This window comes from Deltaproteobacteria bacterium (genome assembly GCA_016234845.1).
Taxonomy (GTDB): Bacteria; Desulfobacterota; Deferrimicrobia; order Deferrimicrobiales; family Deferrimicrobiaceae; genus JACRNP01.
On the sequence record JACRNP010000008.1, the window covers coordinates 1 to 15,562 of the forward strand.

16 protein-coding genes and 1 riboswitch are annotated in these 15,562 nt (G+C 69.9%); of the genes, 14 read left to right on the top strand and 2 right to left on the bottom strand.

Annotation, left to right across the window (positions count from 1 at the left end; translation table 11 throughout):
• Positions 1-21 precede the first annotated feature (21 nt).
• Complete coding sequence (locus tag HZB86_00705; protein ID MBI5904068.1) at positions 22-615, bottom strand: RlmE family RNA methyltransferase; 594 nt, start codon at positions 613-615, stop codon at positions 22-24.
• A 41-nt stretch (positions 616-656) separates the two neighbouring features.
• Between HZB86_00705 and HZB86_00710 the strand changes: the two genes are divergently transcribed.
• Both HZB86_00710 and HZB86_00715 read left to right on the top strand, forming a co-directional pair.
• On the top strand, positions 657-1,631 hold the full coding sequence (locus HZB86_00710) for a polyprenyl synthetase family protein (protein ID MBI5904069.1): 975 nt from the start codon (positions 657-659) through the stop codon (positions 1,629-1,631).
• A 137-nt stretch (positions 1,632-1,768) separates the two neighbouring features.
• A complete protein-coding gene (locus HZB86_00715) occupies positions 1,769-2,338 on the top strand; it encodes a type II secretion system protein GspG (GenBank protein MBI5904070.1) in 570 nt (189 codons plus the stop codon).
• Positions 2,339-2,391: 53 nt separating this feature from the next.
• Here HZB86_00715 and HZB86_00720 read toward each other — a convergent pair whose 3' ends face one another.
• Entirely contained in the window at positions 2,392-2,646 is a 255-nt protein-coding gene (locus tag HZB86_00720) for a hypothetical protein (protein MBI5904071.1), read from the bottom strand.
• Between the two features lie 249 nt (positions 2,647-2,895).
• On the opposite strand from HZB86_00720, the gene HZB86_00725 reads away from it, so the two are divergent.
• The 12 genes from HZB86_00725 to HZB86_00780 all read left to right on the top strand — a co-directional run bounded on the left by HZB86_00725 (position 2,896) and on the right by HZB86_00780 (position 15,543).
• Positions 2,896-4,086, top strand: a complete 1,191-nt coding sequence (locus tag HZB86_00725) for a type II/IV secretion system protein (GenBank protein MBI5904072.1) — start codon at positions 2,896-2,898, stop codon at positions 4,084-4,086.
• A 20-nt stretch (positions 4,087-4,106) separates the two neighbouring features.
• Complete coding sequence (locus tag HZB86_00730; protein ID MBI5904073.1) at positions 4,107-5,318, top strand: type II secretion system F family protein; 1,212 nt, start codon at positions 4,107-4,109, stop codon at positions 5,316-5,318.
• Positions 5,315-6,139 (top strand): prepilin-type N-terminal cleavage/methylation domain-containing protein, encoded by an 825-nt coding sequence (locus HZB86_00735; protein ID MBI5904074.1) that lies wholly within the window; start codon positions 5,315-5,317, stop codon positions 6,137-6,139. The genes HZB86_00730 and HZB86_00735 overlap by 4 nt, the downstream gene beginning before the upstream one ends.
• Positions 6,140-6,153: 14 nt before the next feature.
• On the top strand, positions 6,154-7,713 hold the full coding sequence (locus HZB86_00740; protein MBI5904075.1) for a hypothetical protein: 1,560 nt from the start codon (positions 6,154-6,156) through the stop codon (positions 7,711-7,713).
• Between the two features lie 3 nt (positions 7,714-7,716).
• Positions 7,717-8,316 carry a hypothetical protein gene (locus HZB86_00745; GenBank protein MBI5904076.1) on the top strand — a complete coding sequence of 200 codons (600 nt, stop codon included), beginning with the start codon at positions 7,717-7,719 and terminating at the stop codon, positions 8,314-8,316.
• A complete protein-coding gene (locus HZB86_00750; GenBank protein MBI5904077.1) occupies positions 8,313-8,843 on the top strand; it encodes a hypothetical protein in 531 nt (176 codons plus the stop codon). Before HZB86_00745 ends, HZB86_00750 begins: the two co-directional genes overlap by 4 nt.
• A 50-nt stretch (positions 8,844-8,893) precedes the next feature.
• On the top strand, positions 8,894-10,513 hold the full coding sequence (locus HZB86_00755; GenBank protein MBI5904078.1) for a secretin N-terminal domain-containing protein: 1,620 nt from the start codon (positions 8,894-8,896) through the stop codon (positions 10,511-10,513).
• A 1-nt stretch (position 10,514) separates the two neighbouring features.
• Positions 10,515-11,375: an AAA family ATPase gene (locus HZB86_00760; protein ID MBI5904079.1), complete on the top strand. Its 861-nt coding sequence runs from the start codon at positions 10,515-10,517 to the stop codon at positions 11,373-11,375.
• Positions 11,372-12,385 carry a tetratricopeptide repeat protein gene (locus HZB86_00765; GenBank protein MBI5904080.1) on the top strand — a complete coding sequence of 338 codons (1,014 nt, stop codon included), beginning with the start codon at positions 11,372-11,374 and terminating at the stop codon, positions 12,383-12,385. The genes HZB86_00760 and HZB86_00765 overlap by 4 nt, the downstream gene beginning before the upstream one ends.
• Positions 12,386-12,433: 48 nt before the next feature.
• Positions 12,434-12,651: riboswitch (cobalamin riboswitch) on the top strand.
• Between the two features lie 104 nt (positions 12,652-12,755).
• Positions 12,756-13,736, top strand: coding sequence for an ABC transporter substrate-binding protein (locus HZB86_00770; GenBank protein ID MBI5904081.1), 981 nt, complete (start codon positions 12,756-12,758; stop codon positions 13,734-13,736).
• Positions 13,733-14,752 carry an iron ABC transporter permease gene (locus HZB86_00775; GenBank protein ID MBI5904082.1) on the top strand — a complete coding sequence of 340 codons (1,020 nt, stop codon included), beginning with the start codon at positions 13,733-13,735 and terminating at the stop codon, positions 14,750-14,752. The genes HZB86_00770 and HZB86_00775 overlap by 4 nt, the downstream gene beginning before the upstream one ends.
• Positions 14,749-15,543, top strand: a complete 795-nt coding sequence (locus HZB86_00780; protein MBI5904083.1) for an ABC transporter ATP-binding protein — start codon at positions 14,749-14,751, stop codon at positions 15,541-15,543. The genes HZB86_00775 and HZB86_00780 overlap by 4 nt, the downstream gene beginning before the upstream one ends.
• The last annotated feature ends 19 nt before the right edge of the window (positions 15,544-15,562 follow it).

Here is a 15,562-nt window from a genome sequence, read left to right on the forward strand (position 1 = left end):
CGAGGAATCCGTAGGGCTCTTTTACCGCTCTCTGTAACCTTTCCCCAGCAGGTACAACTCGAAGGACTCTTTACGCGTCGCCTCGGGCCGGACGCGGCGGAGCTCGGCGAAGAACGGCTTGAGCTCCCGGTAGACCGCGTCGGACTCCGCGCCGCCGAAGATCTTGGCGAGGAACGTGCCGCCTTCGCGCAGCGTCTCCCTGGCCAGCGCGAACACCGCGCGCACCAGGTCGGCCGAACGCGCCTGGTCGGTGAAGGTGCTGCCGGTGGTATTGGGGGCGGCGTCGGAGACCACCGCGTCGGCCTTCCCGCCGAGGAAGGTCGAGAGCTCCGGCGGCAGGGACGGGTCGGTCAGGTCCCGCTGCCAGAACCGGAAGTTCTCCCCGGCGATCGGTTCCACCGGGAGCAGGTCGACCGCGGCGACCTTCCCCCGATTCCCCACCCGTTCGAGGATCACCTGGCTCCACCCTCCCGGGGCCGCGCCCGCGTCGATCACCCGGTCTCCGGCCCGGATCGCCTTCTCCTTCGCGACGATCTGCGAAAGCTTGAACGCGGCGCGGGAGCGATACCCTTCCTTTTTCGCCTGGCGGTACCAGGCGTCCTTGCGGTCGTACATGCCCCTTATGGTATCCTTGTGCCCGTCAGGAGGGAACGGCCATCGACATCGACGGCGTATTTCGGTACCTGGGCAACGATCTGCGCAAGGTCGAACGGGCGCTCGTCTCCAACCTGAAATCCCCCGTTCCGCTCATCCCGGTCGTCGGCAGGCACATCACCCTGTCCGGCGGGAAACGGATCCGCCCGGCCGTCCTGCTGCTGTGCGCGGACGCATGCGGCTACCGGGGCCCGCGCAGGACCGTGATGGCCGTGGTGACGGAGTACATGCACACGGCGACGCTTCTTCACGACGACGTCGTGGACCTGGGAACCGTCCGGCGCGGGAAGCCCGCGGCCAACATCCTGTTCGGAAACTCCGTGAGCATCCTGGTCGGCGACTTCCTCTTCGCCCGCGCCTCCCAGCTCATGACGGAGGACGGCGACATCGACGTCCTCGGGATCTACGCGCGGACGCTTGTCTCCCTTTCTGAAGGGGAGGTGCTGCAGCTGATGAAGACGCGGGACGCGGGGATGACGGAGGAAGAGTACCTGACGGTCGTCTTCTGCAAGACCGCCTCGTTGATCGCCGCCGCCAGCGAGACCGGCGCCGTCCTCGCCGGCGCCGACCCCGCCGTCCGCAAGGCGATGTTCGGTTTCGGGAAATCGATCGGGATCGCCTTCCAGCTCGTGGACGACATCCTCGACTACACGGGGACGGAGAAGGAGCTGGGGAAACGTCCGCTGCAGGACCTCCGGGAGTGTAAAGTCACCCTTCCGCTCCTCCACGCGCTTCGGGAGGCGGACGCAGGGGACCGCGAGCGCGCGCGTCGCGCGCTGGCGAAGAAGGAGCCCGCGGAGCGCGACGTCGCCTTCCTGTCCCGGCTCGTGGACCGCAGCGGAGGGATCGCCTACGCGGCGTCCCGGGCAAGAAGCCACGTCCGGCGCGGAAAACGGTACCTCGAAACCCTTCCCGATTGCCGCGCGCGGGAGGCCCTGGCGACGCTTTCCGACTACGTGGCATCCCGCACGGCGTGATCCGTATCGATTTGTGACCCATCCTTACGGATGGGCTCGTTTTTCTCTTGCCAGTTATATGTCATTTGGTATTAATTAACGTATAACTTTGCGGGAAGCGGTCGCGGAGCGTTCACTCCAGTCGAAGGGGGGGTCCGATGCGCAGGAGGAACCGGGAGGGATTCACGCTCATCGAGGTGGTCGCCGTGGTGGCGGTCATCGCCATCCTGGCGGCGGTCCTCACGCCGTACATCACGAAATACATCGACGACTCCAAGATCGCCAAGTCCCGGAACGAGGCGCAGGTCATCGGCGGCGCCCTCACCAACTTCTACAAGGACGTGGGGCAGTGGCCGAACCGGAACCCGGTGAGCGGGGCGGTGACGACCGTGCTCTACACCGGCGCCGCGATCCCCACCAGCTACGCCAACTTCGTCGCCGGCGCCGGCGCAGGCGCCGGGTGGAACGGCGCGGCGGGGAACCTCGACAACAACCTGCTGATCAACGGCGCCACCGGCAACCTGTACCCTCCCGCGGGGGACCTCCGGTGGAAAGGCCCCTACATCTCCGTGGCGCTCCCGCTCGACCCGTGGGGCCGCCCGTACCTCCTGAACGTCGCGGCGACCGGTCCGCTCTGGGTGATCTCCGCGGGCCCGGACCAGCGGATCAACACCCGCAACATCGACAACGTGGTCGCGGGCGACGACATCGGGTTCCGTGTACGATAGGGAGACGACATCGATTCCCAGGGAAGCCGAAGCCCGAGTCTTCGGCTTTTTTTTTAGCCGGCCCCGGGTGACCTGCCGGTGAGCGGCGGCACGGGCCGGAGTCCCGGGGAGCAGAGCCCCCCGAAGCGGAAGATGCTCGGGGAGAGGCTGATCGACGCGGGTCTCGTCACCCACGACCAGCTCGACCTCGCCCTGCGCGAGCAGAAGCGGACCGGGGAGCGCGTCGGCGAGATCCTCATCAACCTCGGTTTCGTCACCCAGGAGCAGATCTCCGCGGTCCTCGCCTCGCAGGCCGGGGTCGCCTTCATCCAGCTCGACAGCTACCTCATCGAGGCGGCGGCGCTCAAGGCCATCCCGGAAGCGATGGCGCGTCGCCACAAGATGATCCCGATCCTCCTCGAGCCGCCCCGGCTCACGATCGCCCTCGCCAACGTCTTCGACGTCCTGGCGATCGACGAGGTGCAGCGTCCACCGAGAGCGGCATCCTGGCGGCGATCGACCAGTACTACTCGGGCGGCATCTCGATCGAGGAGATCGTCCAGAAGTCGATCCGGCAGGTGGAGTCGGGCCGCCTCTCCGAGGCGGACCAGGCGGCGGGCGCGCCGATCATCCGCCTCGTCGACCAGATCTTCCTCTCCGCGGTGCAGGAGGCGGCGACCGACATCCACATGGAGCCGGAGGAGCGGATCTTCCGGCTCCGGTTCCGCGTCGACGGGAAGCTGCGGATGGGGCCGTCGCTGCCGAAGATGCTCCAGCCGGCGGTCACCGCCCGCGTCAAGATCCTCTCCGCGATGAACATCGCGGAGACCCGGCAGCCTCAGGACGGGAAGATCAACTTCTTCGTCGGGAAGCGGAAGATCGACCTCCGCGTTTCCACGCTTCCGACGGTCCACGGGGAGAACCTCGTCCTGCGCGTTCTCGACAAGTCGAAACTGGTCCTCGGGCTGGAATCCCTCGGATTCGACGAGAAGACCTTGGCGCGGCTGCGCAAGGCGATCGAGAGCCGGAACGGGATCGTCACGGTGTGCGGCCCGACCGGATCGGGGAAGACCACGACGCTGTACTCCGCCCTCTCCTACATCAACGGCCTCGACCGGAGCATCATCACGCTCGAGGACCCGGTGGAGTACGAGCTGCCGATCATCCGGCAGTGCCAGATCAACGTGAAGGCGGGCCTGACGTTCGCCTCGGGGCTCCGCTCCATCCTGCGCCACGATCCCGACGTCATCCTGGTGGGAGAGATGCGGGACTCGGAGACCGTCGAACTCGCCGTGCGCGCGGCCCTCACGGGGCACCTGGTCTTCTCCACCCTCCACACGAACGACGCGGCGGGTGCGATCCCGCGCCTGATCAACATGGGGCAGGAGCCGTTCCTCGTGGCGTCCTCGCTGCGGGCGATCATCGGGCAGGCGCTGATCCGCCTCAACTGCCCCGCGTGCCGGGAGGAGTACAAGCCGTCGCCGGAGACCATCGAGCGGGCGGGGCTTCCGCAGGAGTCGATCCACGGGATCTTCCTGCGCGGGAAAGGGTGCGACCAGTGCGGCCAGACCGGTTTCCGCGGCCGCGTCGGCGTGTACGAGCTCCTGGAGGTCACCCCGGAGATCACCCGGCTGGTGATGAAGCGGGCCAACAGCCAGGACCTGCTCGAGGTCGCGACGTCGGAGGGGATGACCACGATGCGCGAGGACGGGGTCGCCAAGGCGATGCGCGGCCTGACGACGCTCGAGGAAGTCGTGCAGCTGACGTAGCCCGTCCAGGGGAGACCTTCGTGGCGCGATACGAATACAACGCGGTCGACGACTACGGCAAGAAGGCGCGGGGGACGATGTCCGCCGGCGATCCGGGCTCCCTGCGGGAAGCCCTCGCCGCGATGGGGCTGCACCTGGTCTCCTCCCGCCCGATCGCGGACGGCGGGGGCTCCGCGCTGCTGCGGAAGAAGGTGAAGCGCCAGGACCTGATCGAATTCACGTACCACATGAAGACGCTGATCGGCGCGGGCGTGCCCCTGGTGAGCGCGCTCTCCGACGTCGCGGAGCAGGCGACCAACCTGGCGTTCCGGGAGGTGCTGCGGGACGTGCGCCGCAACGTGCAGTCCGGTACGACGCTTTCCGGGGCGTTCGCCCTGCACCCGGAAGTGTTCCCGGAGGTCTTCGTCTCCATCATGCGCTCGGGTGAGGTGACCGGGAACATGGACGGGGTCCTGGACGACCTGAACCGGTTCCTCACGTGGCAGGAGGAGCTCGGCAAGACGATCCGCCAGGCGACGTACTATCCGGCGACCGTCGTCTGCATGGTCGGCGGGCTGATCGTCCTCCTCTTCACGTTCGTCTTTCCCCGTTTCCTCTCCATCTTCAAGGGGGCGGCGATCGACCTCCCCCTTCCGACGCGGATGGTGATCGCGATCAGCGAGTTCTTCCGCGACTACGGGCTGTACCTGCTCGGTTGCCTCGTCCTGGGGATCGTCGGGCTGAAGCTGTACCGGCGCACGGAGGCCGGACGCCTGCGGATCGACGGGTGGAAGCTCAGGATCCCCCTCGTCGGGGAAGTGATCCGGGCGATCGAGATGAGCCAGTTCTCCCACTTCACCGCATCCCTGTTCCGCGCCGGGGTCGAGATGACGCAGGCGCTCGCGGTGGTGGAGAAAGTGATCGGCAACCGGGTGATCGCCGCCGTGGTCCGCGACGCGCGCGACGAGCTCATCGCCGGGGGCGGACTGTCGGTGGCGCTCCGCAAGTCGGGGGAATTCCCCCCCATGGTCATCCGCATGGTGTCGGCGGGGGAGTCCTCCGGAAGCCTGGACGACACGCTCGAGAACGTGTCGAAATATTACGACCGGGAGGTCCCGGCCATCGTCAAGAAGACCTTCGCGATCCTCGAACCGGCGATGACGCTGATCCTCGCCGTCGTGGTGCTCGGCGCCGCGCTGTCGTTCTTCCTCGCGCTCTACAAGATGGTGGGTTCGATGGGGGCGACGAAATGACGGCCCGCCGCCGGGAAACGCGGGGGTTCACGCTGATCGAGGTGATCGTGGTGATCGCGGTCGTCTCCATCCTCGCGTCGATGGCGGTCCCGTTCGTCGCGAAGATCCTCGACCAGTCCCGGGAGGAGGCGACCCGGAAGCAGATGGAGGAGATGCACCGGGCCATCATGGGGGACCCGAAGGCCCCGACCATCGGGTACCTCGCGGACATGGGAAGGCTTCCGGTGACGCTCGCGCAGCTGAACACCCAGGGGACCCAGCCGGGCGTGACGACGGTGCCCCCCCCGACCGGCCTGGGGATCGTCCGGTACGGGTGGCAGGGGCAGTACGTGAACGTGGGATTCAGTCCCGCGGCGTACCTGACCGACGGGTGGGGGACGAACCTCGCGTACAACAGTCCCGGCGCCGGGCAGATCCGCAGCGCCGGGGCGGACCGGGTGCTCGGAACATCGGACGACATCACCTATCCGTCCTCCGCCGTGGTGGCCACCGGGAGATTGCTGGTCAACCTGTACGTGTGGCGGACCGACAACACGACGAGCCAGTACGTGCTGAATCCCCAGCCGGCGTCGTTCCCGGGGATGCAGTTGAACGTCCGCGTCGACTACTCCAACAACGGTGTCCGGTCGGCGGCGCCGCTTTCGGCGGGGATCCCCCCCGGCCCCCTGGGGCCCCCCTACGTCCTCGGACCCACCCATGCGGGATTCCACGAGGTGATCGCCACGTGCACCTTGCCGCCGAACCCGCAGGTCGGCGGCCAGGCGGTGGCGTACGTCCCGGAGAACAATCAGCAGGCGCAGCTGAACCTGTATCTGCGATGAAGGGGTAGGAGCGCATGGGCCGGATGCTGGCGATCGAGATCTCCCCGAAGGTGATCCGGGCGATCGAGTACCAGCCGGGCGAGCGCCCGGTTCGGATCTACCGTGCGGCCGTCACCGAGCGGCCCGGCGGGGAGCCGGCGGCGGTGGGACAGTTCCTTCGCGACTTCCTCGCGCGGAGCGGCTTCACGGCGAAGACCGCCATGGTGACCTACCTCGGGCCGGTGATCGAACACAGGATCTACACCATTCCGCCGGTCACCGGGGACACCCGCGACGAGCTTCTCCGCGGGAAGATCGCGCAGGAGACGCAGACCGCGGTCGCGGAGCTGCGGGTGACGGGCGAGGTCGTCGGGAAGGTCACGGAGCAGGGGTATGAACGTCACGAGGTGATGACGCTCTACACCCCGGAGTTCGAGATCCGGCGGCTCGTCTTCCTGCTGGTGGAAGCGGGGCTGACGCCGGTCCGGGTCATCTCGATTCCGGTCGCTCTCGCGGGGCTGCACCCCGCCGAAGCCGCGGACGAGCTGTGCGGGTTCCTCCACGTGGAGCCGTCCCGGTGCGTGATCTCCGTTTCCGGAACGGGCAAGCTGCGATTCGCGCGGGAGTTCGGGCTGGAGCGGCCGACCGGCGCTCCGGCGCCTGCGGGGACGGAGTACGGGACGATCGACCTCGGAGGCGGAGGCGGCGATTCGCCCCCGCCGCCTTCCGAACAGGAGATGTACGCGGAGCGGCTGGTCACGGAGCTCACCCGGTCCCTCCTCTACTTCCGCCAGATTTCCCGCGGGGGGAGCGTCACCCGCCTCTACTGGAGCGGCGATCCGCCGCCGCAGGAGGCGAAGCGGCTGATCTTCGAGCGGCTGAAGCTCGAGGTGGCGACCCACCCCGCGGCTTCCGCCGCGACGTTCGACGGCGGGGTCGACGGGGACGCCGCCGTGCTCGGAGCGGCCGTCGGGATGGCCGCCGCCGAGTGGGCGGAGGGACGCGTCAACCTGCTGCCGGCGGAATACCTGCAGCGGAAGGAGCGGCGGGGGAGCCTCATCGCGGTGGCCGTCATCCTCGCGGTGTTCTGGGCGGCGAACGCGGGGCTCTACATGGGGCTGCGGAACGCTTCGATGCGGTACCGGGACGCGTTGGGCGGCTCGCAGGCGATCAGCAGGAGCACGGAGGCGTCCCGGCAGGACGTCTCCCGGTGGATGTCGCTCAAGGCCGCGCTGGACCGGGCGGAGAGGGGGGAGCAGCAGTACGCAACTCCGTTCACCCGCTGGAAGGGGCTGCTCGGCGCGCTGGGGAGCGCCGTCCCGCCGGAAATGCGTTTCCTCTCCGCCACGTTCACGCCCTCCGAACCGGGCGACGTCGGCGCGGCGGCGGGCCGCGCGGAGGTCCGGGGAATCGTGACGGCGGGGACGCCGGCCGACGCGCAGAGGAAGGTGAACGCATTCCTCTCCGCCGTGCGCGCCCAACCGGTGGCGGCGGATGCCGGGTACTCCATCCTCGAGGTCCGGCCGCGCGACGAGGAAGCGGGCGGCGGGTGCGAGCAGGAGTTCTTCCTGAACTTCACGATGCGGGAGCGGTAGGAGATGCGGATCAACCTCTGGAAGAAGGAAGGAATCCTTCCCCTGCTCCTCGGAGTGTTCGCATTGGGCGCGGCGTCGTACTTCCTCCTGTTCGCTCCGGAGCTGCGCACGATCCGGGAACTCAAGGCGGAGATCGCTGTGAAGGATTCCGAGGTCGGGGAGGCGCTGAAGCTCCGGGCGATGGTCGCCGCGTCCCGCGCCGGCGAGGGGGCGAAATGGGAGCAGCGGCTCCGCCTGTGGAACGAGCGCGTCCCGACCGCCCCCGAAACGGAACGGCTTCTGGCGGAGGTGGGGGAGCTGGCCGTGCGGCACAACCTGAAGGCGTTCGGCCTCGCGCCGGCGGTGGCCGACCCGTCGACCGCGCCGGGGGCTCCCCCGGCCGAGGCGGAGCGGAAGGGGCCGGCCGGCATCGGCGGGGAGCGGATGGTGGAGAGCCGGTACCGCGTCTCGTTCCGTTCCTCCTACCGGGACCTCGCGGAATTCCTGGACGCGATGCCGAAGACGCGGCGTTTGCTCACGGTGCGTTCCGTGACGGTCAGGGAGAAGTCCGACGCCATGCTGGCGACGGTGGAATTCTCGGCCTGGCACCGGGTGATCCGATGAGGCCGATCCGGGAACTGATGCAGGACAAGCGGGTGGCCGGAGCGCTCGCGGCGGTCGCGCTGGTGTTCGTCGCCTACCGGGTGTTCCAGTCGACGGGTTCTTCGCCGCCGCCGGCCGGGCAAAGCGCCGATGCCCCGGCTCCTCCCGCCGCGACGGAGCCGCCGCCCGCCGCGTTCGAACCGGTCGCCGCCCCGCCGTCCGCGGAATTTCCTCCCGGGTGGTCCGGACCGGCGTGGACGTGGGAGCGGAACCCGTTTCTTCCTCCCGCCCGGGAGAGGATCCCCGGGAGAGCGGGCGGAGCGGTCAACGGCGGGGAAGCGCGCCCTGCGGCCGCCGGAACGGACGGCACCGTTCCGGAGCTCCGGGGAACCGTGGTCAGCCGGGAATCATCGATGGCCATTTTCGGGAACCGGCTGATTCCCGTCGGGGGGACGATCGGGGAGTGGACCCTCGTTGCGGTCGACCCGTACCGTGTATCGCTCCGCAAGGGGAGCGAGATCCGGGTGCTGGAACTGTACAGGCAGTAAGGGACGACTCGAGCGGGAAGCGGGCGTCCGGAGGGAAAGGAGGTTCGACGGTGAAAACCCTGGTAGTTGCCGTGATCGGCCTGACGGCGGTGGGCTTCGGATGTGCGAAGTCCCAGGTGGTCCGGAAATCGCCCCCTCCGCCGGTGACGGTGGCGCGGGAGGCCCCGCCGGCCGCGCCGGCGCCCGCCGCGTCCGCCGCGAAGCCGTCTCCGCTTCCCGATGCGCCCGTGGAGGGGGTCGAGGAGGCACGTCGGTCCCCCGCCGAGTTCCGCAAGCCGTCGCGGCGGTACACCCTCGTGATGACGGGGGCCGACGCGCGGGAGCTGTTCCTGTCGCTGGCGCGGGAGAACGACTTCAACCTCGTCCTTTCGCCGGAGGTGGGCGGGACGGTGACGCTCGACATCAAGGAGGCGACCGCGGAGGAGCTGATGGACGAGGTGTGCGGGATGCTCGGCTGCCGGGCGGCGTTCACCGGGAACACGGTTCGGGTCGCCCCCGCGAAGCGGCACACGCGGGTCTTCCCCGTCGACTACCTGCTCACGGGCCGCACCGGCCAGGGGTCGCTCATGGCGTCCACCTCCGCCACCGGCAGCAGCACCGGCGCGTCGAGCGAGAGCCAGAGCACGAACAGCGTCACGACGGAGGAGAAGGGGGATTTCTGGGGCGGGCTGGCCGAGGAGGTCGGGGCGTTCCTCTCCCCCGGCGGCGGGAAGGTGATCGTCAACCGGACCGCTGGGACCGTCACGGTGACCGACTACCCGGAGAACCTCGAGCAGGTCGCGCGCCACCTCCGGGGGCTCGAGGCGCGGGTCCGCGCGGGGGTCGTGATCGAGGCGAAGATCTTCGAGGTGACCCTGGACGACGAGACGAAGTACGGCATCGACTGGTCCGCGCTGCCGGACCTCTCCTCCCTTTCCCTCTCGGGGTCGCTCTCCGCCGGGGCGGCCGCAACCCAGTCCCTCTCCACCGGGGCGACGGCGATCCAGATCGGAGTGGCCGGTTCGAAGTTCAACGCGTTCCTGGACGCGCAGGCGAAGGCGGGGAACCTGAACGTCCTCTCCGCGCCGAAGGTGTCCACCCTGAACAACCAGAAGGCGATCATCCGGATCGGGCGGCAGGACGTGTTCTTCCGGGCGATCGTCACCCCCGCCAGCACGACCTCCGCCGCCTTCACGACGTTCACCCCCGACAGCGTCACCGAGGGAATCGTCTTGAGCGTGACGCCGCAGATCGGGCAGGACGGGCGGATCATGCTGTCCATCCACCCGTCGATCACGGAAAAGGTCGGGACCGCGACCGCGCCGGACAGGAACACCGCGCCGATCCTCGACATCCGGGAGACGAACACGGTGGTCTCCGTGGCGGACGGGGAGACGGTCTTCATCGGAGGGCTCATGCAGGAACGGACGCAGGAGACCGTCACATCGGTCCCGATCCTGGGAGACATCCCGTACGTCGGGGCGCTGTTCCGGTCGAACGATCAGACGAAGAAGAAGACCGAGCTGGTGATCCTCATCTCGCCGCGGGTCATCCGGACGACGGAGGGTGCGGAGGTCGCCGCCGCGGAGCGGGAGCGGCTGGAGAACCTTACGCGCGGGCATCGGATCGGAGGGCGGCCGTGGCTGTACGGCACGGAGGGGGAGCGGGAAACGCTCCGCCCCTGGAACTGACATGTACGAGGAATACTTTCGCCTGAAGGAGAAGCCGTTCTCGCTCACGCCGGACCCGGAGTTCCTCTTCCTGTCCGACAGCCACCAGCAGGCGCTCGAGCACCTGCTCTTCGGCCTGGAATCGGGAGAAGGGTTCATCGTGGTCACCGGCGATATCGGCGTCGGGAAGACCACCGTGTGCCGCGCGCTGCTCCGCCGGATTCCGGAGCGGTTCACGACGGCCCTGGTCGTCAACACCCTCCTCACCGAGAAGGAGCTGCTCCGCACGATCCTCGGCGATTTCGGCGTGGATGTGCCCGACGGGACGCGGAAGGACCTCCTGGACGCGTTGAACCGCTTCCTGCTCGCCGAGGCGGCGGCCGATCGGCGGCCGGTCCTCATCATCGACGAGGCGCAGAACCTAGCCGCCCCGCTCCTGGAGCAGGTCCGCCTGCTCTCGAACCTGGAGACCGAGAAGCGGAAGCTCCTCCAGATCGTCCTGTTCGGCCAGAGGGAGCTGCAGGAGAAGCTCGCGCTTCCGGAGCTGCGGCAGTTCAACCAGCGCGTCACCGTCCGCGCGCGGATCCTTCCGCTTTCCGCCCGGGAAACGTCCCGGTACGTCCACCATCGGCTGAGCGTCGCGGGCGCCTCCGGCGGGGCGTTCCTCTCCCCGGCGGCGGAGAAGCTCCTCTTTCGACGGTCGAAGGGCGTTCCCCGGCGGATCAACCAGCTGTGCGACCGTGCGCTCCTGGCGGCCTGCCTGCGGAGCGCGGCCCGCGTGGAGCGCGAGGACGTGGTACGCGCCGTGGCTTCGCTGGCCGACGCCGGCGGCGCGGCCGCGGGTCCGTGGCGCTGGCTCCGCTGGAAAGGAGGGTGGGCGTGAGCCTCCTGCAGGACGCCCTTCGACGGGCGCAAAAGACGGGGGACGGGCCGTCACAGCTCCCCCTCGGACCGCTTCCGGGAGGGGCCGCCGGACGTCCGAAGACGCGCGTGAAGTTGTTGATCGGCGTCCTCGCCGCCGCCTTCGTCGTCGGCGCCGGGGGAGTCCTCCTCCTGTCCCGCATGGGCGCGGCGCCGCCCGCGCAACCTCCTGCGTCCCCGGTCGCGGCGCCGCCCGCTCCGGTCGCACCGCCGCCGGCGCCCCAGGCCGCAGCGCCGCCGGCCCCTCCCGCATCCGTTCCGGCGAAACCGGCGGCGAAAAACGCTCCATCGCGGCGTTTTCCGGCGCGGCGGGCCGCCCCGGCCGCGGCCGCGGCGGATCCGGCCGTCGTCCTTCCCCCGTCCGAGGCGCCGGTCGAGAGAAAGGAAACCGCGGGGACGGCGAAGGATCCGGTCCTGGAAACGTTCAACGCGGGGGTGGCGGCCCTCGAACGGGGCGATGCGGAAGGCGCGGCCCGCCGGTTCCGCGAGGCGACCGCGTCGTCGCCGACGCTCGTGGAAGGCTGGAACGGCCTCGGCCTCTCCCTTCTTCGCCAGGGGAAGTTCGGCGACGCCGACGCGGCGTTCACGCGCGTGCTGGCCCTCTCTCCCCGCTACGTTCCCGGCCTGGTCAACGCCGGGCTGCTTCGGCTCGCGGAGGGGAGGGTGGAGGAGAGCGCCGCCCTCTTCGCCCGGGCCTCCGAGATGTCCCCCGGCGCGTCCGCTCCCCGCGTGAACCTCGCCGTGGCCCAGGCGCGGCTGGGGAGGCTCGGGGAAGCCGAGGAGACGCTGTTGTCCGCCAGGCGCCGGTTTCCCGGGAACGCGGACGTCCTCTACCACCTAGGCACCGTGTACGACCGGATGGGGGATCGCGGGAGGAGCGCGGAGGCGTACTCGGCGTTCCTGTCCGCCTCCGCCGGTGCGAGGCCGGCCCTCGAGGAGCGCGTCCGGGAGCGGCTGCGCGGCATCCGGTGAGGCGCCCCCGGAACGCGCCGGCTTGACGCCGGTCCGCGGGGCCGTCAGAATGATCGTACGAATCGGAAGTTCCCGCCGGGGCAATGGGAAGATGGTGAGAGACCATCGCTGCCCCGCAACTGTGACCGGTTACGAAATCCGCAACGGAGCCACTGCCCGGACGATCGGCGAACGGGCGGGAAGGCGCGGAGAGTAGGCGGGCGGCCCTTTCACCGGGCCGCTGAGAGCCGGGAGCCAGGATACCTCTCCGGCGGGGAGCAAACCCGAAGCGCCTTTCGCGGGAGAAGGGCCGGGACGGTCACGCGGGCTTCGAGTCACCGCACCCCCCACCCGTTCCACCGCGAGGCTTTCGGGTCGGGGGGTGTTCCTTTTGGTCCGCTCAGACGCCGTCGCAGCATCCCCGTTCCGCCGGGGAGTCGTTCTTCTCGCGGCGACGGCCATCCTTGCCGTTTCCTCCGCGGCCGCCACCATCGACGCGGCCGACCGGTTCCCGCTCGCGATGCGGGACGACCGGGGCGTCACGGTCCGGCTCCCTTCCCCCCCGAGGAGAGTCGTATCCCTCGCCCCCAGCCTCACCGAGAGCGTGTTCCTCCTCGGCAAGGGGAACCTCCTCGCCGGCGTGACGCGGTACTGCAATTTTCCCCCCCCCGCCGCGTCCCTCCCGAAGGTCGGGGGGGTGACCGACCCGGACGTGGAGCGGATCGTCGCCCTGTCGCCCGACATCGTCCTGTGCACGACCGACGGCAACCCGCGCGGGAAGGTCGCGGCCCTCGAGGAGATGGGGATCCCCTGCTTCGCCACCGCCCCCCAGGATCTCGACTCCGTCTTCTCCACGATCGAGCGCATCGGAGCAGTGCTGGGCGACGCCTCCCGCGGCCGCTCGGAAGCCGCGGCGCTCCGGCGTCGCGCGGAACGCGTCCGCCGCGTCGCCGGGAAAAGAGGTTCCGGCGCCGCTCCGTCCGTCCTGTTCGTCGTTTCCACCTCGCCGGTCATCGTCGCCGGAAACGGCACCTTCATGGACGAGCTCGTCCGGACGGCGGGCGGCAGGAACGCGGCGGCGGGCTACTTCGGCCGGTACCCGCGGCTGTCGGTCGAGGACCTCGTGGCGGCGAGCCCGGACGTGATCTTCGTGGCGGGGATGGCGGGGGTCGAACGGTTTCCGGAGGAGACGACCCGGTGGAGGGAGGTCCCCGCGTTCCGCGACGAAGCCGTGTACACGCTCGACGGAGACCTCGTGACCCGTCCGGGCCCCCGCCTGGTGGCCGCGCTCGAGGAGATATCGGGATACCTGTCGGCGTGGGCGGCGCGCCCCGGGGAATCGAACAGCGGGCGCGACGGGAGAAAGCGATGAGGCCCGGCCCGGAGCGGGGCTTCGCGGGCGCGCGGTCCGGGACGGTCTTCGCCGCCCTGCTCGCCGTCCTCGCGGGAGCCGTGCTCCTGTCCGCATCCACGGGGCCGGTCCGGATTCCGTTGGAACGGTACCTGGACATCCTCCTGCGCGGAGGCGCCGACACCTCCGCCCGGGTCCTGCTGTCGCTGCGGCTCCCCCGGGCGCTTCTCGGCGTTCTCGTGGGAGGAGCCCTTTCGTCCTCCGGGGTCGCGTTCCAGGCGCTGTTGCGCAATCCCCTCGCGGATCCGTACATCCTCGGCGTCTCCGGGGGAGCGGCCGTGGGGGCGCTCTCGGTCGCGCTCTTCCTGCCGACGGACGCTTCCCCCTTCCTGCCGTTCTTCGCCTTCGCGGGGGCCGCCCTTTCGGCGCTCGCCGTCTTCCTCCTGGCGCGGCGGCGCGGCGGCGTCTCTCCCGAACGGCTCATCCTGATGGGGGTGGTCGTCGGCGCGTTCCTGAACGCCGTCATCATGCTGATGGTCACGCTCTCCCCGCCGGGGAAGATCCCGGGGGCGCTCTACTGGCTGATGGGGGACCTCGGTCTGGCCACGCCCGGGCGGGTGGGCACGCTGCTGCCGTACGTCGCGGCGGGAGCGGCGGTCCTCTTCGCGCTCTCCCGCGGTCTCGACCTGATGCTCCTGGGCGACCATGCCGCCTTCCAGACGGGTCTTTCCGTCGAACGGGTCAAGACGGCGACCTACCTCACCGCGTCCCTTCTGGCCGGCTCGGTCGTGGCGGTCTCGGGGCTCATCGGATTCGTGGGGCTGATCGTCCCGCACGGCGCGCGCGTCCTGGTGGGTTCCGGCCATCGGAAGCTCCTCCCGGCGGCATTCCTGATGGGGGGCGCGTTCCTCGTCCTGTCCGACGTGATCGCGCGGACGGCCTCCCCATCCGGGGAGCTGCCGGTGGGCGCGGTCACGGCGCTCGCGGGGGCCCCGTTCTTCCTCTACCTCCTTCGCCGCAACGGGGGACGGTCGTGAACCCGGTGCTTTCGGCCCGGAGGATCTCGTTCGGGTACGGCGAACGGGACGTCCTGCGCGGCGTCGACGCGGAGCTGTTCCCGGGCGAGGTGGCGATCCTGCTGGGGCCGAACGGCTCCGGGAAGAGCACGCTGATCAAGATCCTCTCGGCGGTGCTGCCGCCGCGGGAAGGCTCGGTCCTTGTCTGCGGCCGGCCGCCGGGGGAGTACTCCCGCCGCGAGATGGCCCGGCTCCTCTCGGTGGTCGGCCAGGACCCGCCGATCGGATTCCCGATGACGGTCGAGTCGTACGTCGCGCTCGGCCGGTTCCCCCACCAGGGGCTCTTCGGCGGGGCGGGGCCGGAGGACCGCGCGCAGGTGGACGCGGCCCTCGGGATGGCGGGAATCGACGAACTGCGGGCGAGGGGACTCCAGGAGATCTCCGCCGGGGAGCGCCAGAGGGCGGCCGTCGCCCGCGCGATCGCGCAGGGAGCCCGGGTGATGCTGCTCGACGAGCCCACCGCGTTCCTCGACATCCGGCACCGGGTGGCGTTCTACGAGGTCGTCACGCGTCTTTCGGAGGAGTGCGGGATCGCCGCATTGGTGGCGTCCCACGACCTGTCGCTGTGCGCGGAGTACGGGAGCCGGATCGTCCTGCTGTCGGGCGGGACGGTGGCGGCGCAGGGGAGGCCGGAGGAGGTGCTCACGCCGGAAAACGTGCGGGCCGCGTACGGGATCTCCGTCGCCTGCGTCCGGAAGCCCGCCGCCGGCGCGATCCGCGTCACCCCGCTGCGGGAGAACCCGCGGCGGTAGCTTTTTCACCAGGGCGGAA

What these genes read in the sequence shown, in the direction of transcription:
- HZB86_00705 (MBI5904068.1), bottom strand. Translation starts at nt 615, where the DNA reads ATGTACGACCGCAAGGACGCCTGGTACCGCCAGGCGAAAAAGGAAGGG.
- HZB86_00715 (MBI5904070.1), top strand. Translation starts at nt 1,769, where the DNA reads ATGCGCAGGAGGAACCGGGAGGGATTCACGCTCATCGAGGTGGTCGCC.
- HZB86_00720 (MBI5904071.1), bottom strand. Translation starts at nt 2,646, where the DNA reads ATGAAGGCGACCCCGGCCTGCGAGGCGAGGACCGCGGAGATCTGCTCC.
- HZB86_00735 (MBI5904074.1), top strand. Translation starts at nt 5,315, where the DNA reads ATGACGGCCCGCCGCCGGGAAACGCGGGGGTTCACGCTGATCGAGGTG.
- HZB86_00740 (MBI5904075.1), top strand. Translation starts at nt 6,154, where the DNA reads ATGGGCCGGATGCTGGCGATCGAGATCTCCCCGAAGGTGATCCGGGCG.
- HZB86_00745 (MBI5904076.1), top strand. Translation starts at nt 7,717, where the DNA reads ATGCGGATCAACCTCTGGAAGAAGGAAGGAATCCTTCCCCTGCTCCTC.
- HZB86_00750 (MBI5904077.1), top strand. Translation starts at nt 8,313, where the DNA reads ATGAGGCCGATCCGGGAACTGATGCAGGACAAGCGGGTGGCCGGAGCG.
- HZB86_00760 (MBI5904079.1), top strand. Translation starts at nt 10,515, where the DNA reads ATGTACGAGGAATACTTTCGCCTGAAGGAGAAGCCGTTCTCGCTCACG.
- HZB86_00775 (MBI5904082.1), top strand. Translation starts at nt 13,733, where the DNA reads ATGAGGCCCGGCCCGGAGCGGGGCTTCGCGGGCGCGCGGTCCGGGACG.